Genomic DNA, 24,864 nt, shown 5'->3' with positions numbered 1-24,864 from the left:
GCTAATATTACTAAAACAGAAGTGAAAGAGTCAAACTTTAAGCATAAAAAAGTCGGGATCTTAAAAGTCCCGACTTTTTTTAAGACATTTTAAATCTGTCCAAATTTGTCTTTGTAACGGCATAATTCTTCTTCTGTTTTTTTTAATAGTTTTTCTAAAAGAATAATTTTGTCTTCATACAAAACCTTTAGAGTAGCACTATTATCAGAGTTAATCTGGATACTTCCGTTGTTGTTTCCTCTCACTTTATTGAAACTATTGAAATATCGTTGACTGTCAAAACTGATAACGTCTTCTACGCTAACTTCTAAAATGCGGGCAATTTCGACCAATTTAACATAAGAAAGAATTGTTTTTCCTTTTTCAATCTTACTATATCCTGCTTGTGTAACTCCTAATTGATCTGCCATATATTCCTGCGTGTAATTTTTCAATTCTCTGATGCTTTTTATTTTATTTTTTATTGAAGAAGTCATAATTTTGGGGGTATTTTGTATAGCTAAAAACTGACCGCTAGTAAACTTTTAGTATTTAAGCTATACGTTTAGTGTGTTTATCATACTATTTCAATGGTAGGTTAATGATATAGTATGCGTTCATTTTTTTTTAGTAGTAATAACAAAACCATATAAAATAGCTACTGCCATTAAAACTAAATCATAAACGGAAATTCCGAATAATAGCATGTCTTAATTTTATAGGTTATGGTTTGTTTGTTGCAAAAGCCGGTCAAAATTGAGGTTCAGGTACTGATCAATCTGTTTTCCTATTACGGGACGATCCTGGCTATTAATTTTAACTTTGGTTTCTTTTTTATAAATGTCTCTCACAATGACATAATATTCAAATTCTATATCGTTATGAAATCTCAAAATAATAAGAACTGTATAGGCTAACAGGGTAGGCCCTATGTAATACAACTCGGATAAATTTGAAAAGACCATACAATAATAGGCCAAAGCTGTTACCGAAATAAAAACGGAATTTTCAAGAAGGTAGGTCTTCTTTTTTTTGAGTAAACCAAGTTCAGCAATCTCATTAAAATTGTATTGCCATCGATTTGATCCATACTGAAAACGGATCTGTTCATGAGTAAGGGTAAAAAACATAATAATTGGGGGTTATTTAAAAAAAACTTGAATTTATTGTGATCAGAATCAAATAAAACAGAGAGAGACTATCTCAGATAATTGCTAAAAAACAATATTTCTATGCCCACAATATTACGCATAATCTGCTTTTTTCTTTCTGCAAACCCCCTTATAGAATATAACTAAAAGTTGTAATTAAATCTAAAACGTCAATTTTTACTTATTTTTAACATTTATGCCTAACGATTTTACTTATGACTTTTTCCCTGAGGAAAGCTGTTTTTTAGATGGATAAAAAAAAATAAGGACTGCCCCTTTTTAAAAGAAACAGTCCTTACTGATGAAAGCTAATTTAATAAATTATTTAACGGCATTGATGCCAACATGGGTTGGCATAACCTGTTTAATAGTACCATCCTTATTAAACTCTAATTTGTCTATGCAAACTTCACGATGAAAACCCGCGGCATCGCCCATTTTTATTCCGGTTGGATACGAAAATCGGTGATAAACAATATACCACTCGTCCTTATTGGGAATTTGCAATACTGAATTATGTCCTGTCGCATAAATTCCCTGATCCGGGATTCCCTGGATGACAATATTGTTTTTAGGAATTTCGATTGGCCCCAAAGGCGATTTAGAAATTCCGTACCTTACTTTGTAATTTGGGCTTCTGGTATCATCTTCACTCCATAAAAAATAATATTGTCCATTTCTGTACATTACATACGTTCCTTCACGAAAGGTATCATCAACTTTAAGGACTTTTACTGTGCCTTTTTTAATCGAAACCATATCGGGATTCAATTCGGCTACTGCCATATACATATTGCCCCAGTACAAATAGCTTTTTCCTGTTTTAGGATCTGTAAAAACATCCGGATCGATTTCCTGACCTCCTTTTATGCCTTCGGGTTTCTTGTCTACCAGAGCTTTTCCGCTATCTTTAAAAGGTCCTGCAGGATTATCAGAAACCGCAACGCCTATTTTTTGTGCTGCCGTGAAATAATAAAAATACTGGTATTTTCCTTTGATCTTTTTCTCGACAATACAAGGTGCCCATGCATTTCGATTCGCCCAGCTTACCTCTTTTCTAAGATCTACAATAATTCCTTCGTCTTTCCAGTCAGTCAAATTATCTGATGAAAACGTTTTAAAATAGTTTCCTGACCAGCCGTCGAATCCGTCACTTGTTGGATAAATATAATATTTCTTTGTTTTATTAGAATATAAAATTTCAGGATCAGCATAATACCCTTCCAAAACCGGATTGTTATTTATTTTCGGGAATTTCTCCGGCATTCCCCATTTGGCAATAAGCCGTTTTAATTCGGATCTGGTTATGGGTAAAACAGTTCCGTGACGCGGATTAAAATCCATGGAAATATCGTTATCAATTACTGTGAAATTTTCCAGATCTTTGGTTTTCGTAAACTGATATCTTCCTTTGGTGTACACATCGTACATTAAAATATAGTCATCCGAATTGTTTAATTTGAAAACCCCTGAGCCTTCCACCCCATCCTGGGTTTGTTGCAGGTAATGATCGTTTTCAGTCCATTTTCCTGAAGTTAAATCTGTGGTAGTAGCCACTTTTATACCTGCCTTTTCTGTTTCGGTTTTGTAGAAAAGATGATACACGCCATCTTTCTCAATAATATCCCCGTCGATACAGGCCCGCTCTGATTTTGGTACAAACAATAGTTTTGGAGCACTTTCCAGAGCCGTGAAATCTTTATTCGCATAAGCGTAATAAATTTTATCAGGGCCTCCTGTATGCTGCAAGCTAAAGTAAATCAGATATTTTCCTGCTTTTGCATCGTAAATGGTCTGCGGTGCCCAAACACGTTTTAAGTTTTCATTGCCCGGAAAAGTGGTCTGAATGTTTACAACGCTGCTCTCCCACTTTACCAGATCAGTACTTTTCAGTAAAACCATAGCGCGATTACTGTCCCAGCCTTTTGAGGAAGTCATATCGGTCAAAACCATATAAAATGTTTTGCCATCATCGCCACGCAAAATATGCGGATCACGAACTCCTCCTGTTGAACTGATCGTTTTGCTATCCAATACAGGTTTATTGTTATTAAGATGATAATAGTGATACCCATCGGCACTTATGGCGTAATGCACAGCTTCCTGTTCTACTTTATTTCCTGTAAAGTATACAAACAAATAAGCTGTTAAGTCTTTATCAGCAATAACAGGCGGAGTTCCTTTTGGAGTATTCTGGGCCTTTGAAAAATTAAAAAAAACCAAAAAGAATACCAGGCTAAAATATTTTTTTCTCATTATTTTTTACTTTTTAACTGATACAAAACGGAACTATGCGGTTTTAATTCTGCTGAAATTTCCGGAGATGTAATTTTAGATTTTTCAGCTGTCCACATGTTTAATACATCAATATTTCCCGTAAGTCCAAGATCAGATCCATTTACTGAAATTTTTTCTGTTTCATGATCTGAAATATTAAATAACGCCAAATAAACACTTCCGTCTTTTGAATTTTTTGAGGTTACGGCAATTTTACCTTCTTTCTGGAAAAGCTGTTTTACATCGGTACTTTCATTATGCATTTTTACCACTTCTTTATTTGTTAATAATGATAAGGTGAAAGCATCGTTACTTGGTAAATCTCCACCAAAAAACAACGGTGATTTAAAAATATTAAAGAACGTAATCAGGGTATATTGCTCGTCTTTTGTCAGGCGGGACATTCTGTCTTCTCCACGTTCTCCTCTTAACGAAATACGTCCTAACGGAATCATATCACAGTCCGGCCAGGTTCCCGGTGCAATATACGGATACCATTTTTGAGCGACATTCATCAAATGGGTGATGTGCGGCCACGTATCCCAGACGTCATCTACCATACGCCACATATTGGCATGAGTGCTTACGTGCGGCGCTGCGTCTATAGGCGTTTCTCCCGGCGAAGTACTCAATACAATTTTACGTCCGCATTTGTCGATTGCGTTTCTGATTAAGTTGATTTCGCCCTCATGATACGGTCTTGATAAATCATCAATTTTGATAAAATCCACGCCCCATTGTGCATACAGTTCAAATATAGAATTGTAGTATTCCTGAGCTCCGGGTTTATCAGCAACAATCGTATAATTGTCTTTTAACCATTCGCATTGCAATGCTGTGGTGTAAATTTGATCGGCTGTGATTCCGTTTGTTCCTTTAATGGGCAATTTGTCTTCCACCGCTTTTTTAGGAATTCCGCGCATGATATGGATTCCGAATTTCAATCCTTTTTTATGGATATAATCTGCCAGAGGTTTAAACCCTTGTCCGTCTTTCGCCGATGGAAAACGGTTTAGGGCCGGCAAATATCGTCCATATTGATCGATTACATAACGTGGATCTTTCTGGTTGTAGCCTCCTGCTTTGTCATTTTCGACAAACCATCTGATATCGACCACAATATATTCCCAACCCAATTTTTTCAGGTTTTTAACCATATAATCGGCATTGGCCTTTACTTCGTGTTCTTCAACTGTAGAACCATAACAATCCCAGCTGTTCCAGCCCATTGGCGGGGTTTGTGCCCATTGTTTGAATGCTTCTTTTTTGAAGGTTGTGCTTTGAGCATTCGAAGAAACCGCTGCCAAAACAGCGACTATTGCCAAAGCAATTTTATTTTTTATTTTCATTTCAATCCTGAATAAATGTGAATACTACATTTTAAATATAATAAACTTTTGAATGCTATATACAATTAACCTGTCCGCTTCACAAAAAGGCCAACAGGTCAATTATTTATAACATCACCTTTATTGGACCTGACAGGTTTTTAAAACCTGTCAGGTCCCTGCTGACGATTTTTTATATCTTATATTATTTTACAGTAATCGTTACTTCTACCGGTTTTAACCACTGACTTGTAAACGTAACCTTTATGGGTTTTGCTTCACCTGCTGCCTGAATGTACGCCGCAATGTGACCGTGATAAACTCTTTGAACATTGTCTGTATAATCCGTCATGTCGCTGTTGTTTCCGGCTTCTAATCCTAATAAAATTCCGGGACCGCTAATGGTACAGGTTACTTCATTGTCTGAAAGCATAACCGGTAAACCATTTTGATCTTTAACCTGAACCATGATTTTGGCAACACCTTTGTCTTTTGTAATGGTAATATCTTTGTCTGCAATTGTCAGTTCGACAGGTTGTCCTGTAGTTGTAATACTATATCTGCTTACTTCTTTGTCGTCTTTGCTTAAACCAATAGCTTCCAGTTTTCCTGCAGTAAACGGGATATCCCAATAGATAATTCCGGTTTTTTCGTCGTATGCTTTTGTTTCGCCTACTACTTTTCCGTTTAATTCTAAACGCGCTTTTGTCGCATTGGTATACACTACTACGCGAATTTTTTCAGCCTGAGTGTAATTCCAGATTGCCCATGCATCTTTAGAAACGTCTTTTTCATTTTTCAACGGATAAGTTCCCATATAAGTCATGGGTTTATCTGACCACAATGACTGACGGAAATAGCCTCTTGGTTTGATTACTCCCGCAAAATCAACCAATCCGGAATAAAAACCTCTTGATGGCCATCTTCCTGATTCTCCTAAATAATCAATTCCGGTCCATAAGAATTGCCCGAAAATATGTTTGTTGTTTTTTACCGCTAACCAGGGTTCCATGTCATGAACATTTTCACTGCCAAAAATAACTCTGTTTGGGTATTTCTCGTGATCTGACTGGTATTTGCTTTCGGTATAGTTGTATCCTGTAATGTCTAAAGCCCCTGGATATTCGGTTTCGTTAGACATGGCAACTCCTGCCAAACCAGCGGTTGTTGGACGTGATTTGTCGTACTTTTTTACGGCTGCCACCAAACGTTTTGCAATGGCTCCAAGACGCATGGCATCTGGTGCATCTTTCTTATAACCACCATAAGCAGCTTGTCCGAAACCATCTTTTCCTTTATCCAGCACCGGGTGAGAATACGGATCATTTGGATAATCTACTTCGTTACCAATACTCCACGCAAAAACGGAAAGGTGATTACGGTCACGTCGTACAAAATCTTCTAAATCTTTCTCGGCATAATCTGCAAAAATATCAAACGTACCTTCGAATCCCGGAGTTCCGTAATTCCAGCCTTCCAGCCATTTACGCTTTGGAAATTCCCATTCGTCATACGCTTCGTTTAGAACCAATAATCCTAACTCATCACAAAGTTCGTAAAAAACAGGAGCCTGTGGATTATGACTGGTACGAATAGCATTTACACCTATTTCTTTTAATGTTTTTAATCTGGTTTCCCAAACTTCTCTTGGTACTGCAGAACCCAAAACTCCCGCATCATGATGCAGACAAACGCCTTTTACTTTCATCCATTTTCCATTCAGGGCGAAACCATTATTAGGATCAAATGTGAAATTTCTGAAACCCGTTTTGGTTACTGTTTCATCAACTGGTGCACTGTCTTTGAAAACAGTTGTTTTAAGCTGATACAAATTCGGATTGTCCAAATCCCATAATTGAGGATTTTTCACGTTTATTTTAGTGGTGATTTTGCCGCTTTTGTTGGCTGCAACTTCAACCTTAATCGAGGATTTTCCAACAGATTTTCCGTCTTTTGAGATCAGTTCATTTACAACGGTAAGGTTTGATTTTACTGAAGAGCCATTTTCAACCTCAACCTCAACATTTAGCGTTCCTGTTCCTTTTTTTACTTCCGGATTGGCATAAACACCCCATTGGGCGATATGAACCGGATTGGCATATACCAACCAGACATCTCTGTAAATTCCCGATCCGGTGTACCATCTTGAATCGGCACTCTGACTGTGGTCTACACGAACCGAAATGGTATTTTCGCCACCATATTTTACATAGGGCGTGGCATCATAAGCAAAAGAAATATAACCATTTGGGCGTTTCCCTAAGGAATGCCCGTTGATAAAAACTTCGCTTCTGTTGTACACGCCTTCAAAATACAAATAGACTTTTTCGCCTGTTTTATTTTGCGGAATGATAACTGATTTACGATACCAGCCAATTCCGCCCGGCAGGAATCCGGTACAACTTGCTAATGTTGGGCTCAATTGTCCTTTTACGCTCCAGTCGTGTGGGACATTTACAGATTGCCATTTGCTATCGTCGTAAGTTGTTTTTTGAGCTTCCGGAGTATCCTGAAGATTGAATTTCCAGTTGTCATTGATTCTTTTTGAATCTCCAAATGATATCTGACTGAATGCAGATAAACACGAGAAGAGTAATACGGGTAGTACGATCTTTTTTGTAAACATTTTTTTTTAGGTTGTAAGTTGCTAAGATTCTAAGTCTCTGAGTTTGTTGTTTCGGGTTTCAGGTTTGGGCTGCGACTGAAAACCTGAAACTTTTAAAACTGTAATTCTCCCACAAACGTCACTATTGATTTTGCAGGGATTTCGAGATTGTCGATTTTCTGACTATTTTCTCTTTTTAAATTTGAAGAATCTGAAGTTATGTAAGGTATGAAATCATTGTTTTTTATGGTTCCTTTCGATAAATCAAATTTATATTTTTGGGCTGATTTTCCGCAATTTACGGCAACTATAATTAATTTTTTGTTTTCGGCATCTTTGTAAGCGGTTAACATCACATCGTTTGCTGCTTCCAGATCATTTTGGTTGAGAACATCGACTCTCAGCATTCCCGGTCGTACAAACAAAGAATAGTTTCCTAAAGCCCAAAGCAATTTTGAATCGTGAAATTCACCATCATTCTTCACATAATCTGGTGCTGTTCCTCCGGTGCTTTTTCCGTCATCGAGGTAAATAAGACCATCTTTGTAATCTACCCGCGTAATTGAGGTCCACCATTGCCATGAAGCGGCATTGGCAACGGCAATATCATTGTGAATCAAACGTGCCACGAATAAAGCAGTCTGGATACCTAAATCCCTTCCTCCGCCTGAACCACCCGGAATCTCTGCTTCTCCCGGATTTTCTAAAATACAATATTCCGATTGCCAGTATTTCAATCCCGGGTTTTGTCTGATGCTGGCTGCGATTAATTTTCGGCTTAAAACTTGTCGTTCAATTGGCCAGGTGGTAAAATAACTGTGTCCTAAAATTACGTTTTTTACATTTGGGAATTTTGAAACGTTTGTTTTTGTTTTTCCAAAGAAGTAATCAATTTGTTTATCCCGATTTTCATTATTTACGTTTTCGTATAAATAATCAATTTGAGCGGCTTCGGCAATTACAATTTCCGTGCTCATTTTATTTGCCTTGAGCTTTTCCGAAAGTGATTTGGTCAAATCATAAATTTCCTGATTGGTTGCCGGAGTTCCTTCCTGACTGTTGGTGTCACCGTGTTTTGGCATCCATTCCCATTGTGGTTCATTTATCGGGCTTACATAATCGAATTTTATTCCTTCTTGTTTCTGTAACCCCTGAATACTTTGAACTAGAAAATCGGCAAATTTTGGAATTGCACCCTCTCTTAGATTCAGTTTATTCTTTTCAGATGCAAAGGATAATCCGTTTTTGGTCATGTAAACCGGCGGACTATTGGTGAAGATCAGGAATTTTTCGACACCGCGTTTTTTCGCTGCCTGCAGGAACCATCTTTGCCCTTCCTGTTTGGAAAAATCATAAGTTCCGTCTTGGTTCAAAAAGGATTCGCTTCTTCTCCATTCGTCCGAAACTTTACTTTTTTCGCCTTGTTCCATACTTCCTGCACCCAGATTAAACCTCCAGATCGAAAGCCCGATTCCTTTCGGGTTTCCCTGCGCATCGATTTCTTTACTAAACAGCAAATCAGCAATCGCATTCTTTTTTTGTTCCGGCCAATTTTTACCCACAAACTGGCATCTCCAGGCATCAGAGCCCCCAAAACCGTCCATCGTTTGTACTACATGATCTGTGCTAATGGTTACGGTTCGCTGTGCAAATGACAGCGAACTCATGACCAATAAAAACGAGATGTATACTTTTTTCATTTATTCTTTTTATTTTTCAACCACAAGGGCGCTAAGTTTTTGCAAGGCTCGCAAAGTTTACTATCAGCTTTGCGAACTTTTGCGGTCTTTCTTTGTGTGCCTTGCGGTTAATTTTTTTACTCTTATTTATATGTTCCCACATAAGTCACAATAGACTTTGCCGGAATTTCAAAACCGGAAGCTTCAACAACGGTTCCTTTTTTCAGACTTAAAGTTTCAGAAGTTGTGTATGGCGTTAATTTATTGTCTGTTAAAGCGCCTCCTGAAAGATTCAGTTTGTAGGCTTTCGCAGCTTTACTGATGTTAACTGCAACGACTACTAACTTTTTTGCTGTAGCATCTTTGTATGCCGTTACCATGACATCATTCACGGAAGTGGCATTATCTACACCCGGAATCTGAACTCTTACCATACCCGGTTTTACGAAAAAAGAGAAGTTTCCTAAAGCCCAAAGCGTTTTGGAATCCCTAATATAACCATCGTTTTTGCAATAATCAGCATTTCCTGCTCCGTTGCCTGAACCATCGTCTACATGAATCAATCCGTCTTTGTAATCTCCACGGCTAATGGCAGTCCACCACTGCCAGGACGAAACACCTCCAACGGCAATATCAGTACTGATAATACGGGCTGTCCAAAGTGCCAGCTGAATCCCTAAATCTCTTCCTGCACCTGCCCCACCCGGTAATTCGGCTGTTCCCGGACTTTCTAAAACACAATATTCCGATGACCAGAGGCTTAGTCCCGCTACTGATTGCGTTCGTGCGGCCGCAGATTGTCTGGAATATACCAACTCTGTCAATGGCCATGCCTGCCAGTAGCTGTGAGCTGAAATGGTTTTCTTTACATTACTTAATCCTGCAATATTTTTAGCTGAATTCACTCCAAAGAAATAATCAACCTGATTGGATCTGCTTTCTTTACCTGAAATGGTTTTGTACAAAGGTTCGTAAGATCCGCCTTCTCCTATTATAATTTTAGCATTAGGTGCTTTTGATAGTAGTTTTGGAGAAAGGATATTTACAAAACTGTAAATATTAGCATTGGTTGCGGGAGAACCTTCTTGTCCTGAACCGTCCCACTCGTATTGTGGTTCGTTAAACGGAGAAACATAATCGATTGTCAGACCTTGTTCTGTTTTTAGTTTATCTAAAGAGGTTGCCCAGAAGTCAGCCAGTTCTGACCATTTTCCGTCTTTTAGATTATAAAATTCTTTGATTGATGCATGTGCTTTTCCGTTTTGGGTCAAATACACCGGAGCACTGTTTGCAAACGCCAGTAATTTTTCTAAACCACGTTCTCTGGCTGCTTTCATAAACCAGACCTGACCCGCTTGTTTGTTCATGTTATAGGTAACTCCATCGTTAGTAAAACATTCGGTACGTCGCCATTCATCAGTGATATCACTGGCATCTCCTTGTTCTGTACTTCCTGCGCCAAGGTTGAAACGCCATAATGATAATCCGATTCCTTTTGGATTTCCGTCTGTATCGACTTCTTTACTGAAAAGTAAATCGGCTATTTTATTTTTTTTATCCGAGGGCCAATTTCTGCCTATAAAATTACATTGCCAGGCATCAGAAGCTCCAAAGCTTTCCATCGTTTGAAGATTGGCATCCAGATTAATACTCAATTCAGCTGTGGTATTCCCGGCATCTGAATTTCCATTGTTTTCAGAATCGCAGCTTACTAAAAATGAGTTCGCCAAAAGTAAGCCTGCACACAGCAGACTTACTTTGTTGTTATTTATCAATCTCATTTTAGTAATTAGGATTTTGAGTGATTAATCCGCCACTTAAATCAATTTCGATTTGAGGTATTGGCCACAATAAGTGTTTAGCAGGATTAAAATTGATTCCTTTATCCTGAGGTTCTCTCAAATTGGTCGTTTCGTACGGATCTGCAGAGTTCAGGTTGTATTGCACAAAAGTTCCGTTTGGTCCCATTAACGATTCGATAACCGGTCTTCCTGTATTAGGATCTTTTTCACGACGAATATCAAACAAACGCAATCCTTCGAAAGCCAGTTCTAAACGACGTTCCTTGTAGATTTGTCTTAAAAGCGTAGGCCCTGATAAGCCTGTTTTAGGGTCTAATTTTACACGTGCCCTGATGATGTTGATATCTCCTAAAGCATCTCCGCCAGTATGATAGTTGGCTTCTGCTCTGGTTAAATACATTTCAGCCAGACGAATCAACGGAATATTTAATGGTAAGTGTCCGTCTTTTTTGTCTAATGCACGACGTGTTGCTACCGGAATATAATATTTACGGCAAATACGTCCTGATTTATTATCGTTTAAACTGAATTTATGAGTTGGATTTAAAACCTCATCTCCGTAAGCGGCTTCTCCCCATTTTGTAATGGTACTTCTGCGACGAATTACATCATTTTCAGAAAGGTAGGCATTTTCCAGATCGCTGGTTGGCATACACCATCCCCAGCCGTCAAGTACATCCTTGGTATCATTACTTGGAAAATTTTTCTTGTCTTCTCCTCTGGCTCCTGCCAAAGTTGGTAAAGCAGCTCCCAAATCTTTGTCTTGTACAGATGAAGACTGGGCTTCCAAAATAGATTCAACACCGTTATGATTGTTCACATTCCAGATGTTCAGGAAATCTGTTTCTAAAGCAAAAGGTCCTTCTGTAATTACCTTATTAGAATACAATTTAGCTTCGGCCCATTTTTCCTGAAACAAGGATACACGTGCCAATAAAGCATAAGCCGCCCATTTGTTGATTCTTCCGTTTTTTGCTACAGGAGTATTTTCTAATTTTGCAGCAGATTCTTTAAGATCTGCTTCAATTTGAGCATAAACTTCTACAGCAGGACTGCGTTGGAGTTTTAGATCCGCTGTCCCAAGTGATTTTGTATACAACGGAATCGCTCCAAAAAGGTTTACCAATTCATAATAACAATAGGCACGAACAAATAGGGATTCCCCCATATATTGATTTTTCTGAGCATCAGAAATTGGTGAAACCGCCATTTTCTCTAAACCAATATTTGCCGATTGAATCGTGTAGTAATGTGCCGTATAAATACTGTTCATATCACCCATATTATCAGGTGTAATCAAGTATTGCGAAGCTGGTCTGTGCGCACTGTTATCCTGCCCTGTGTTTCCCATCCAGGCATCATCAGTAGACATTTCGTTGGTGACTCTTGGTGCAACCAAAGCATACCAATCCTTTGCCAGTAATAATCTTTGTGTTAATTCATTGGCATAATTCTCACATTCCTGTGCCGTCTTAAAGTAGTTCTCTAAAGTTTGAGTTCCTCTTTGGTCTTTTTCAATAAAATCACTGCATGAAACTGCAATTAGAGAAAAAGCTAGTATTGATAATATCGTTTTTTTCATGTTGTTTTTTATTAAAATGCTACATTAAGTCCCATCAAAATGGTTGGCTGAACCGGATAATTCCATCCTCCAAAACCTGATCCTTTCACCCTGTCATCTTTTTTCTCATCACCACCTGCAACTTCCGGATCAACTCCTGTATACTTTGTCCAGGTCCATAAATTTTGTCCGGACAATGAGATTCTCAATTTATCCAAGCCAAATTTATTGTAGAATGAAAATCCAACCTGAAGGTTTTTCATGCGAACGAAAGATCCATCTTCAACATAAAAAGAAGAGAATTTTGTAAAATTTTCATTATTATCATCTTTAGACAAACGCGGCACATAATTAGAAGTTCCTTCGCCATGCCATGCCATTTGCTCTAATCCGCTTACTTTGTTTGTTAGGCTTGCTCCGTTGTATAAATCTTTAATGTTTTCGTTTACGATATCATTTCCAATGCTTGAATAGAAATTCGCCACCAAATCAAATTGTCTGTAAGCAAAAGTCAAGTTCAAACCAACATTATAATCTGCCCATGGAGAACCAATTTTTGCACGGTCTTTATCGTCTATTTTTCCATCTCCGTTTACATCTTTAAAACGAATATCGCCAACCTGAGCATACGGCTGTAATTTTGTTCCGTGCTCGTCTGTATGCGCATTCAATTGTGTTTGATTTTGAAATAATCCGTCCGCTACATATCCGTAAAAATATCCGGGCTCTTCCCCTTTTACGGTTAGTGTTCTGTTTCCTGCTCCGTAAAGTCTTTCTCCTTCAGAGGACAATGACAGCATTTCTACATTTACGGTAGTAAAAGTTACATCTACTCCATAAGTGAAATCTCCTTTTTTGTCTTTGTATGAAACCAACAAATCAATACCACTGGATTGCATTGAACCTACGTTTGTCCAGATTGTCGAATAACCGGGAAAACCACTGTATGTTGGAAATTGTTTTTTGAACAACATATCATTTGTTTTCTTTTGATAGTATTCTAAAGATCCTGAAAGTTTATTTTTCCATAATCCAAAATCAATTCCAAAACTGATATCTTCAACAGTTTCCCATTTAATGTCTTTGTTTGCCATAGTATCCGGATACGCTGTATCTACAATAACACCTCCTATTGGATAAAAATTTTGTCCAATATTTGACTGGTAAACTGCCGCTGGTAAATTTTGATTCCCTACTTTCCCCCAACCTGCTCTAAATCTTAAATCGCTTAGTACCTCTTTTGCAGGCTCCATAAATCCTTCGTTTAAAATTCTCCAGGAAACAGAAGCCGAAGGGAAATTTGCCCATTTGTTATTGGTCATGAATTTTGAAGAACCATCACGTCTGAAAGTCCCGGTGAAATAATATTTATTGTCGTAATTATAAGAAAAACGAGAAATATAAGACATCAATGAATTGGACCAGCTATTACCTTTACTATTGCGATTTTTGGTAGCAGCGTTTACTTCTCGCATCTCATCTGAATTATTAGGAACACCTTCTCCGTATCCCCAAACATCATTACCATTGTACTCTTCCATGGTATTACCAATCATCAAAGAGACATTGTGCTTCTTTGCAAATGTTCTGGTATAAGTGGCTGTATTTTGCCATGTCCAATCTACATTTGTAGTGTTTGTTCTTTCGACACTATTAATTTCCGCTTTTTCATGCGCTGCATCAATTATAAAATCAGGTCTGAAAATACTTTGTGTTTTATCCCCCACTTCAATAGAAGCTTGCGTACGAATTACCAATCCTTTGATGGGCTGATATTGCAAATATCCATTTGTGTTTAGGTTGTACTGATCTGTAAAATCATCATAACGTTTTACAGCTGCAACCGGATTCCACACATAAGACGGAGAACGTGCATAAATACTATATTCATTTTCTAATCCTGTCAATTGATCTGCCGGTTTATAAATTGGCGTAATTGGATCTATTTTATCAAAATCAGCCCAGTTGTTAGGAGTACCCCAAGTCTCATAACGAGGATTTAAGGTAATTCCGGCAGAGAATTTATCTGAGAATTTAAAATCATTATTGATTCTCATGGTGATTCTTTCCCATCCGCCAACTTCATAAATAGATTCTGAGTTATAGTAGTTTAAACTTATCGAATACGTATGTGTGTCAGAACCTCCGCTAACTCCAAGAGAAGCATTGGTTACAGGGGCACCGGACTTTATTCCTGCTTTCCACCAATCTGTTGTTTTTCCGTTGTACTGAGACGGGTTTGGCAAATAATCAGCATAACCTGAATTGTTATACGCCTTGTTCATAATTGTAGCGTAGCTTTCGGCATTGGCCATATTATAAGGGTTATTCATCATTTGGATACCGGAACTCATATCAAAATTGAATCTGGTTTTTCCTGCTTTACCTTTTTTAGTCGTAATCAAAATAACTCCGTTAGAAGCACGAGAACCATAAATAGCACTCGCAGAGGCATCTTTTAAAACCTCCATAGATTCTATTTCGTTATTGCTTAAAAAGTTAATACTGGTTCCCATTGGGATTCCATCAATCACATAAAGCGGGTCTGTAGTTAGGTTTACAGTCGAAATACCCCGAATCAGTACTCTGGGCTGAGCCCCCGGGCCTCCTTGTCCTGTAACCTGAACTCCGGCAACTTTACCCTGCAAAGATTCAGCAACGTTACCAACGGTCATGGTTTGCAGTTCTTTTCCTTTTATAGAAGAAATCGAACTTGTTACGTCGCTCTTTTTTACAGCGGCGTAACCTACTACCACTATCTCGTCTAATACCTGACTGGATTCTTGCATAGTAATATCAAAAACGGTCTTATCTCCAACCGGAACTGTTTTATTGGCAAAGCCAATGAACGAAAATTCGATCTGGGCATTTTTATTGGGAACTGAAATCGTAAAATTTCCATCAAAATCGGTAGCGCCTGTTGTTGTCGTTCCTTTTACAAGTAAATTTACTCCGGGAATTGGTACATTGCCTTTGTCCTTAACAGTACCTTTTACTGTTATCTGTCCAAATGTTGCGGCACTACACAACAGGACCATACATAACCATATAAATCTATATTTCATAGTAAGCTTTTTTTAATTTAATGTTATAAATGAGGTTATAACAACTATTTTTTAGTGATAAAAACTCTTTCCAATTCGGTATCCAGAACTACTTTGTACACTCCCGGAGCTGCCGGATATTTAGCATTTCCGTTTTCTCCCGGTGACATTGTAGCAATACCGTTTTTGATTAATCTCCAGGACGGACTCCACCATTGACCTGTAAAAGTCGCTTCCATTTGTCCTGTCAACGTATATTCTCCTACTAACTGATAAGGATTATTTGGGTTATTTGCCAGGTGTAAACCGGTTTGAACCCATGCTGTCCAGGTATCCCAGTCAGCACCCTGAATGCCGCTGCCGCAAACACTTACAAAAGGTTTTCTTTTGGCTTCTTCATCATGCCATAATCCGTTGGCTACATCAGCCCAGACTTTACTTGATGGTGTGTATTTGGTTGCAGTATATTTTAAGGTATTCGGATTTACTTTGATCACGTAATATCCTTTAGAAGGCAAAATGACAGGCGTCGAAGCAACATCGTCAACCAATTCTCCGGAAGCATTTAATCCAAAACAATGCGGGGCAAAATCGGATTCCTGACCTAAGAAATAAACTTCTTTATTGTCTTTGTCTGCATAATATTTAAATTCGAAATCCTGTCCGGTTTTATTGTGGAAATACATAGGAACTCCAACCGCATCGGTTGTTAGGTTGGCACCTTTGGGCTGATCGCACAGATAAATTGCCGGATATTCATTTGTAGCGACAACATTTACGTTTAAAGTTCCTGTATTGGGAATCGCAAATTTGTCTTTCGCCGTAATGGTCAATACATAATTATCAGCCGTTACCGGTAATGTGTAAGTTTTATTAAAAGTGTACGATTGAGGTGCATCAGTAAGTTGAATTTTTTCGTCAATACCAAGTGCGGCACACTGAATCTGAATATAATCAATTCCTGAATCGTCATTTACAACAAAATTCACAGGCATTTGATTGCTGGTTGACAATAAAATAACAGCACCTTCTTTTGGCGTAATCATAGTGATCGCCGGCGCAGCAAATTCTCCGTCCAGACGTAAATTAATATCTTCGTCAATTGCATTGCCCGAAACGTCTGTAATCGTTAGTTTTATTTTGAAAGTTTCAGAGGTTCCTCTGCTAGCCGGAACTTCGAAGAAATAGCTTAAATCATACGTTTTTAGTAAAGGGTCTGTAGTAAATGCGATGACTTTATCGAGAGACAATTCTGGAATTTGAATTCGTACACTCTTTAATCCCAGATCATCAGCCAGGGCGGCTTTGATTTCAAATTTTCTGTTTGGTGCTCCGTAAATTTCCTTTGTGGATACAACAACCGTAGGGTTATCAGAACCTGGAAAACCAGATTCGTTATTTTGACATCCCGTAAAAAGGACAACAAAAAGAGTTAGAAAAAATAAAAATATATTTTTTTTCATTTTTTTGATTTTAAGGTTAGGTTAGTTAGGTTATTCTAAAAATGATAGTTGAAATAAATGCCGTAGGTTAACTTTTGAGGTTTTGTTATTGCTGCTTTTGAGGGGAAAAACAGAAAAACAAAAATGGATTATCTGATCGTTTTCATATTATTGGGTTTGGTTAATAGTTAGTTATTTTTTTCTTTTTTTATCTACTTCTTGCCGGCTATACTCTGGTAATGAAATAATGTGTCAATTTGCTAATTGAGCAGCTGAAATAATTATCTAATTGAATCATTTCAAAATTGCCCTATTTGATTGTTGAAACATTCTCTTGTATTGTATTTAAACCCGCAGTTTTTATTGCTGCGGGTTTGATAAGCAGTACATAAAACCAACTCTTATGTTCTTCATTTAAAAGAAGGCTCAATTCTTTTAATCAGATAAAAACTTATCATAAAATACACATTACTAACAGGATTGTCATACAACCAACGTATTACTATAAGTGCAAAGTAATGTCTAGTTTAAAAGTTTAAGGAGGGGTAAAATGGAAAAAAAAGGAGGTCAAAATTGTAATTAACTATTATTTTAGACTTAAAATTAAAGAGTACGAAAAAATAACGGCTTATTTTTATATTATACGCAATTATTATTTTAAACAAATTTTCAGGATTTAAACACTTGCGCTTTTGGGAATAAAAAATTAATTGTCCTTATTTCAATAACATTTAGGTCTGAGTTAGAAGAGCTTTTTGGGGGCAGATACCTTTTGAATAGTTTCAACTACTTCATTAGATTTGAATTTATACCTAACAGGTTTTAGAAACCTGTTAGGATACAGTAGTGGTTATTTGATGATATTCAAATCTGAGTTGAAAGAACTCTTGTACTTTTTGATGTATTCTGAAGGCGTCATCCCGAAAAGTTTTACAAACTGTTGTCTGAAATATTTAGGATCTTCAAAACCAACTTCGGCACTGGCCTGTGCGATATTGATATCTTCAGTAAGCATGAGCATCGCGGCTCTTCTGATTCTTACTGAACGTATAAAAGCATTTAAGGTCTGCCCGGAAATGATTTTAATTTTGGTATACAACGTTCTGTGGCTCATCCCCATTTCGAGGGCAAAGTTTTTAATCGTAAAATCTCTTTTGTGAATATTGGCTTCGACAATATCAATGCATTTCTTTAAGATTTCCTGATATTCCTGAGGTACTTTTTGGGTATTCTCTTTAAGTGTAATACTATCCAGAAAATAAGTACGTAAATTATTGCGGTTTCTTAGCAATGAATCTACACGTGCGACCAATATATCATCATCAAAAGGTTTGGTGATATAGTCATCAGCTCCGTCATTGATTCCCTGAAGATGGGTTTCGGGATTCTTAGATGCTGTTAATAGTATAACCGGAATGTGAGATAAGGCGTTGTTTTCTTTTATTTTTCGGCACAATTCCAAGCCATCCATTTCTTCCATGGTAATGTCACTAATGACCAGATCCGGCATGTGTTTTTTAGTCAGTTTCAAACCTTCCTGACCATTTTCTGCGCTATACACTATATAATTGTCGGAGAATAGTTTGATCAGATAGGCTCTTATTTCTACATTATCATCAATTATTAAAACTGTTCGTTTATCTGTAAGCATGATTTTCTGGAAATCATTTTCAGAAATGGAAGGATTGGAAACCGGATTATTTTCTTCGGAATCATCTATAATCAATTCATCAAACAACTGACTTCTTTGCGGGATTTCATTTAAAATTTCAACAGGATCAAAATGACTGTTTCCTTTAAGGAAAGTCAGTTTAAAAGTACTTCCCTTGCCAATTTCACTTGTACAGGTTACGCTTCCTTTGTGTTTATCCACAAAATACTTCACAATGTAAAGGCCGATTCCGAAACCGGTCCCAATGGATACTTTTGATTTTACCTGCCTGAATTTTTCAAAAATTACCTCAATATCTTTTTTATCAATCCCGTCACCACTATCTGAAATTTCTAATTGGACTTCATGATCATTTTCTGCTAGTTTAAGATTAATTATTCCTCCAATTGGCGTATATTTAAAGGCATTTGACATTAAATTAAACAGGGAGATTTCAATTTTCTCATAATCGCCAATGATCACAATTTCATGGTCCGGAATCTCAAAATTGTACTGAATATTTTTATCTTTTGCCTGATTGACAAAACACTGATAGACTTCATTGCAAAGTGTATTGACGTTTATAGGAGACAGTCGCAATGAATCGGCATCATTTTCTGCTTTTCTAAAAAGTAATAACTGATCCACCAGACTCAACAATCGTCGGGCATTTCGATGTGCAATGGCGAGATCACTGCCCGAAGATCCGTTTTGAACACTTTCTTTCTGAACCGCTTTTTTTAAGGGATTTATAATTAGCGAAAGCGGTGTTCTAAACTCATGCGAAATATAGGTAAACATCGACGATTGTTTTTCGGCAATTTCCTTTTCCTTCTTACTTTCTAATTCGGCAATCTTGACTTTATATTTTAATTTTTCTTTGTTTTTATGGTATTCCAGATAGGCAAAAATAGCTCCAATACCTGCTAACAAATACAAGGCATACGCCCACCATGTTCTGTACCATGGCGGTAAAACTTCTATCGAAATAAGACTTACTTCTTTGTTCCAGCCTCCTTTAAAATTGGTAGTTTTGACCTTAAAAACATATTTCCCTTCTGTTAGTCGGGCATAATTGGCTTTTCGTGCCTGACCCACATAATTCCATTGTTCGTCCCAGCCTTCCAGATAATAGGCATAATTGATTTTGTCGGCATTATTATAATCCAAAGCCACAAACTCGAGCGATAAAGTAGTTTGATCATAAGGCAGGTTTACTTCTTTAATTGTCCCTGACTCCCATTCTAAGTCGGTTTTGCTTTCTTCAATCGGCTGGTTGTTGACGTAAAAATCAGATAACAATACATTATTTTTCTGATTGAATCCCTTTATGGCTTCTGGAAAAAAGGCATTAAAACCATTTATTCCTCCAAACAAAAATGCCCCCGAAGACAATTTCAATCCGGCATTAAAGCTAAACTGATTGCTTTGCAAACCATCATTTACAGAGAAATTACGGAATGTTTTTCTCTTTTTATCGTATCTGCAAATACCGTTGTAAGTACTCATCCAGAGATTTCCTTCTTTGTCTTCCAGTAATCGTAAAATGGTATTCGAAGGCAAACCATCGTCTGTTGTAAGTCTTTTGAAAGTATTTGTTTTTCGGTCAAACAACAACAAACCACCTTCCTGAGTTCCTAACCAAAGGTTTTTATCCTTGTCTTCATGAATGCAACGAACAGGATTTCCGATGTTTGTTTTTGTGCTTTTTTTGGTTGCCTTTTCAATAGAAAATAATGACGTGTAATTTCCTCCCCAAAGTTTTCCATCACTGGTTTCTGTAAGACATTGTAAGTTATTGATAGATCGGTCAAAAAGGGTAAAGTTATTTTTCGGGCGATCAAAAAGATACAAAGACCCTTCGTTTGTAGCACTTGCCCAGATATTTGCTTTTGAATCTTTGTACACAAACCAGATGTTTTTCTCGATTTGTTTCGTAAAAGGATTGTAACAGGAATATTGCGTTACTACATTATTTTTTGGATTGATTCTATTTACACCGCCAGCCCAGGTCGAAAGCCAGATTTCGTTATGATCATCCCGTACAATTCCGGTAATAAATTTACTCGAAAGTTTGTTGTTGTAACTGGTATAGGTATTATTTTTTCTATCCCAATATTTTAAACCCGCACCGTCTGTACCCACCCAGACATTGTTTTTTTCATCTTCACAAAAAGATAAAATAAAATTTTCGACAAGATCTTTTGAATTGTATTTTATGCTTTTAAAATATTTAGGCGTGTTGCTCAGCATGCTTATTCCGCCACGCAAAGAACCAAACCATTTGTTTCCGGATCTGTCTTCGTACAAACTCCAAACCGAATTACTTTTGGCAAGCTGATTGTCCTGTATCGCATTAGCCGGAATCGCTTTTTTGCTTACACCGCTGACTTTATAGATTCCGGAGCCATCTGTTGTGATCCAGATTTCGTTTTTCTTGTCTAAAAGAAGGTCGGTAACACTTAATTTAGTTGAAAAATAATTTTCGGATAGCGCAGCTGATTTGGTATTAAAAAGAAAAAGCCCTTCATCTGTTCCCAGTAAAAGATTGCCGTCAGGATCCAGTTTCATCGCTTTTACTTCCTGAAAAAGCGGGAAAACAACTTTTAGGCTTTTTGCTTTATAATTATAACTGCAAATTCCGGCATTTCGAACAAAAACCCAGCAATTGCCCTTTTTTTTATTATCCTGAATGGCGATAGCGTCATAATTATTAACCGTGATTCTGTTTCCCGGTACTTTGAGCGGAATATGCTTTCCGGTAAAAGAGCCATTTTCAAAAATGATTAAACCTAGATTTTGAGAAGCAATTAACAGGAGATTATCAGAAACAGAGCGCATCTGATGGATAATATCTTTTAAGGGTTTTGGGGTTTCATTTGAAAAAGCATATTCTACCGGAAGAAATGTGCCATTTATTTTATTGTAAACACAGACTCCGTTTGAACCTCCCACCCAAATGTTTTTTTTGGAATCTCCCTCAATATTGTAAATCGTATTGAAAGGCAATGATTTTTTGTCGTTGATTCGGTTTCGGAATACTTTAAAATTATAGCCATCATATCGGTTTAATCCATCGTAGGTTCCAAACCACATATAGCCCTCACTGTCCTGAAAAATTGTCGTAACGGAATTGTTAGACAAACCGTCAGAAATATCAAGAAATTTCACGGGGTTATCTTGTGAAAAACTTAATGTAGAAAAACCAAATAGTAGAATAAGATGTAAAACAAAAGCTTTCAAAGTAAATGTGTTTTTGATTTTTGGTAAGTTGCACAATTATAAACTAATTTTATAGATTTTCAGCAAAACTACCCTGACAAAAATTACTTTAGCCCAATGTTTATAGGATTTTATCGTTATGATCTGTTTTTAATAAACCAATTCTTACGAACCTTTTTTTTACTAAAAACCAGACCACAAAAACGGTAAAAAACTAAGATTTTTAACAGCCCTAGCGGTAAAAAGCATTGTGATTTAATTTCTTCCTGATAAAAATAATGCCTGTAATCAATATTTACAGGCATTATTTGGTCTACTGTTTAACAGGATTATTTTAATTAGACTTTTAGCATTAATTCTTCAATTTTAGCTGCTGAAATTATCGGATTTGCTCCTGGAGATTGAGCCACCAAAGCACCGACCGCGCAAGCAAAATCAATTGCAGTTTGTGGGTCTTTTCCGGTTAGCAATGAAGTGATTAGCGCTGCCAAAAAAGAGTCCCCTGCTCCTACTGTATCGGCTACTTCGACAGGATAACCATCGTTATGATAGAGTTGTCCTTTCCACATTAGCGAAGCGCCGTGTTTGCCTTTGGTTACACACATAGCAGTTGCTTTTGTTTTTTCTGCGATAAAATGCATATTCTCTTCTAAGTCTGTGAAAGGAGACTGCATTGCTGCTGCAATTTCTAACAATTCTTCGTCATTAAACTTGATAAAATTAGCGGAATGCAGGAGTTGCTCCAGGATTTCATAAGAGTAATGTGGCTTTCTTAAATTGACATCAAAAACCTTATAAACTTTGGTTTGCAACAATTCTTCCAGCGATTTTCTTGATATCTCGTCTCTGCAAACTAAACTGCCGTAGATCAAAACATCGGCATCGGCTACTAATTTTTTAGCCAAATCATTCAGTACTATTTTATCCCAGGCTGACGGATACGTAATTTCGTAAGTAGCCGAACCACGCTCATTTAAGGTAACATTTACCAATCCGGTTGGGAAATTTTCTGATTGCATAATGGCATTTGTTTCAAGTCCCATACTTTTTACCTGACTGATAATAGCCTTTCCGTCGTCGTCATTTCCTACACAGCTAATCATCGCTACGTCGCAACCTAGTGTTTTCATGCGTAAAGCTACATTTAATGGTGCACCACCAATTTTTTTTTCATTGGCAAAAACATCCCAAAGTACTTCTCCGTACGCTACAGCTTTTAGGTTTTTTCCGTTATTCATGCTAAAAATTATTTTTATATTAATGTTATTCCGGTTGTCTAATCAGAAGGTTAAAGACAGCAAAACCTTCACCTTCTGTTCACTACCCTTTATTTTTGTCTCTTTCGCAAATAGGATTTCGTAAATTCATTTTTACGTTACGGTAAGATACAACAATACTTTTCATCGTCTTTATTGTTTCACAAAAAATTAATAACCCGGATTTTGTTTGTACACTCCCTGGCTGAAATTAATTTGCTTTAACGGAATTGGACAATACTCTTCTTTATGGGCATCAAAAAAAGCATCCTGATAATAGGTACGCTTTGTTTTTTCTTCATTATAAAATTTATTCAGTACTTCATCAGTAACCCCCCAACGCACTAAATCGAAGAAACGATTTCCTTCCATAGCCAATTCTAAACGACGTTCCCAACGCAGTGCTTTACGGGCAAAATCCTGTGTCCAGTTGCAATTGCTTCCGTCTACATACGTATTGATTTTAAAGTTTTTCACATACGTTAATCTTCCTGTACTTTGCGCCGCACGTTCCCTTATCTGATTGATTAATGGCAAAGCTTCTGATTGTCTTCCTAATTCAATCAGGGCTTCGGCACGCATCAAAATCACATCGGCATAACGAATCTGGATTCTGTTTTTTGAGTTTCCGTAAAAGGGGTCAATATTGACTACGCAACTGCAACTTGGTGCTACATTTTCTTTTAATGAAGCAAAATAACCGTATGTTCCCGGAGATCGTACCCATGCCTCTACATACAGAAATTCAGGATCATATTTGTAAGGCAAGCCTGGCATTGCAACGGTATGATACAATCTTGGATCGACCGTAGTCGCATTTATATTTTTATAATCAAAATCCTGATTGTTATACGTATCAAATTCCGGTAAACCATTTGCACCTGTTTTAAAAGCATTTACTAAATTTTGACTTGGTTTATGAAAATCACAACATCCTAAGCCTTGCGGAGTCGAAAGTACATCAGAGAAATTTAATCTTCCGTATAACGTTCCGTCGTTGTCTGAAAACTGAATTGAGAAGATCGATTCTGCTCCATTTTCAAAATTACCGGGCAAAAAGTTATTGGCAAAATCAGGTTCCAGACTTGCTTTCCCAATTACTTTATCCGTAGCGGCAATTACTTCCTGCAAATGCTGCTGGTTGATTCCGGTAACCTTATAGGTTTCATCTTGCGTATAAGCCTGGTACAAGCGTGTTTTGGCCAAATAAGCATAAGCTGCTTTTTGGGTTGCACGCCCCACTTGCGGCTGTGTTTCCGGTAAAGCATCGGCTGCAGCCTGAAAATCTTCTGCAATTTTGTTCCAGAGTTCTTCGTTTGAAAGAGCTTTGTTTGAAATCGTTTTGTAATTCTCAACCGGAATATCTTCTGTGATATAAGGGACATTTCTGAACATAATTTTTAGCATAAAGTAAAAATGACCTCTTAAAAAACGCATTTCAGCGATACGCGTTTTTTTCAACGGAAAATCAGCTTCAGAAATTTGCTCTAAGGCTTTTAAGGCTTTATTCGCTCTCGAAACCCCCACATAACTGATGTACCAGAAATTGTCTAATTCGCCAAAATCAGATCGGATATTATTAGAAACTTCGAAGAAATGGAAATCCTGAATGTCATTAGTTCCGCTTCCGCCCTTGTAAGCATCATCAGAACGCACATTTCCAAAAGGCCATAAACTGTAAGGTGAATCATAATGATCGTTCCCTAATTGTGCATAGGCCGCATTCATAAATCCTTCTACTGATTGCGGTGTCACAATATCTTCTTCTGAGAGGACGCCACGAGGATTATTTTCCAGAAAATCAGAACAGGAACCTAACATCCCAACCACTAAAAAAGCTGTTATATATAGTATTTTTTTCATTTTT

Annotated in this window: 13 protein-coding genes; all 13 read right to left on the bottom strand. The window is 37.3% G+C overall.

The features are described from left to right. Positions 1 to 89: 89 nt before the first annotated feature. The 13 genes from ACHRWY_RS15335 to ACHRWY_RS15275 all read right to left on the bottom strand — a co-directional run bounded on the left by ACHRWY_RS15335 (position 90) and on the right by ACHRWY_RS15275 (position 24,860). Positions 90 to 476 (bottom strand): helix-turn-helix transcriptional regulator, encoded by a 387-nt coding sequence (locus ACHRWY_RS15335; protein WP_395355813.1) that lies wholly within the window; start codon positions 474 to 476, stop codon positions 90 to 92. 219 nt (positions 477 to 695) lie between these two features. Next, positions 696 to 1,109 carry a hypothetical protein gene (locus tag ACHRWY_RS15330; protein WP_395355811.1) on the bottom strand — a complete coding sequence of 138 codons (414 nt, stop codon included), beginning with the start codon at positions 1,107 to 1,109 and terminating at the stop codon, positions 696 to 698. 342 nt (positions 1,110 to 1,451) lie between these two features. Further along, positions 1,452 to 3,386, bottom strand: a complete 1,935-nt coding sequence (locus ACHRWY_RS15325; protein WP_395355809.1) for a family 43 glycosylhydrolase — start codon at positions 3,384 to 3,386, stop codon at positions 1,452 to 1,454. Continuing rightward, positions 3,386 to 4,756 carry a glycoside hydrolase family 27 protein gene (locus tag ACHRWY_RS15320; protein ID WP_395355807.1) on the bottom strand — a complete coding sequence of 457 codons (1,371 nt, stop codon included), beginning with the start codon at positions 4,754 to 4,756 and terminating at the stop codon, positions 3,386 to 3,388. Before ACHRWY_RS15320 ends, ACHRWY_RS15325 begins: the two co-directional genes overlap by 1 nt. Before the next feature lie 184 nt (positions 4,757 to 4,940). Then, positions 4,941 to 7,361, bottom strand: a complete 2,421-nt coding sequence (locus ACHRWY_RS15315) for a sugar-binding domain-containing protein (protein ID WP_395355805.1) — start codon at positions 7,359 to 7,361, stop codon at positions 4,941 to 4,943. A 92-nt stretch (positions 7,362 to 7,453) separates the two neighbouring features. Further along, complete coding sequence (locus ACHRWY_RS15310; RefSeq protein ID WP_395355803.1) at positions 7,454 to 9,040, bottom strand: glycoside hydrolase; 1,587 nt, start codon at positions 9,038 to 9,040, stop codon at positions 7,454 to 7,456. A gap of 122 nt (positions 9,041 to 9,162) precedes the next feature. After that, positions 9,163 to 10,800: a glycoside hydrolase gene (locus ACHRWY_RS15305; protein WP_395355801.1), complete on the bottom strand. Its 1,638-nt coding sequence runs from the start codon at positions 10,798 to 10,800 to the stop codon at positions 9,163 to 9,165. Position 10,801: 1 nt separating this feature from the next. Next, positions 10,802 to 12,403: a RagB/SusD family nutrient uptake outer membrane protein gene (locus tag ACHRWY_RS15300; RefSeq protein WP_395355799.1), complete on the bottom strand. Its 1,602-nt coding sequence runs from the start codon at positions 12,401 to 12,403 to the stop codon at positions 10,802 to 10,804. Positions 12,404 to 12,414: 11 nt separating this feature from the next. Further along, positions 12,415 to 15,447, bottom strand: a complete 3,033-nt coding sequence (locus ACHRWY_RS15295; protein WP_395355798.1) for a SusC/RagA family TonB-linked outer membrane protein — start codon at positions 15,445 to 15,447, stop codon at positions 12,415 to 12,417. Between the two features lie 44 nt (positions 15,448 to 15,491). Then, positions 15,492 to 16,889, bottom strand: a complete 1,398-nt coding sequence (locus ACHRWY_RS15290) for a hypothetical protein (RefSeq protein WP_395355797.1) — start codon at positions 16,887 to 16,889, stop codon at positions 15,492 to 15,494. 829 nt (positions 16,890 to 17,718) lie between these two features. Further along, positions 17,719 to 21,690 carry a two-component regulator propeller domain-containing protein gene (locus ACHRWY_RS15285; RefSeq protein WP_395355796.1) on the bottom strand — a complete coding sequence of 1,324 codons (3,972 nt, stop codon included), beginning with the start codon at positions 21,688 to 21,690 and terminating at the stop codon, positions 17,719 to 17,721. Positions 21,691 to 22,079: 389 nt separating this feature from the next. Further along, complete coding sequence (locus ACHRWY_RS15280) at positions 22,080 to 22,979, bottom strand: carbohydrate kinase family protein (protein WP_395355795.1); 900 nt, start codon at positions 22,977 to 22,979, stop codon at positions 22,080 to 22,082. A 189-nt stretch (positions 22,980 to 23,168) separates the two neighbouring features. Then, positions 23,169 to 24,860 (bottom strand): RagB/SusD family nutrient uptake outer membrane protein, encoded by a 1,692-nt coding sequence (locus tag ACHRWY_RS15275; protein ID WP_395355794.1) that lies wholly within the window; start codon positions 24,858 to 24,860, stop codon positions 23,169 to 23,171. Positions 24,861 to 24,864 lie beyond the last annotated feature (4 nt).

It is taken from the genome of Flavobacterium sp. FlaQc-48 (assembly GCF_044007335.1).
In the GTDB taxonomy this organism is placed as follows: Bacteria; Bacteroidota; Bacteroidia; order Flavobacteriales; family Flavobacteriaceae; genus Flavobacterium.
This window is presented reverse-complemented; position numbering and strand designations above follow the sequence as displayed.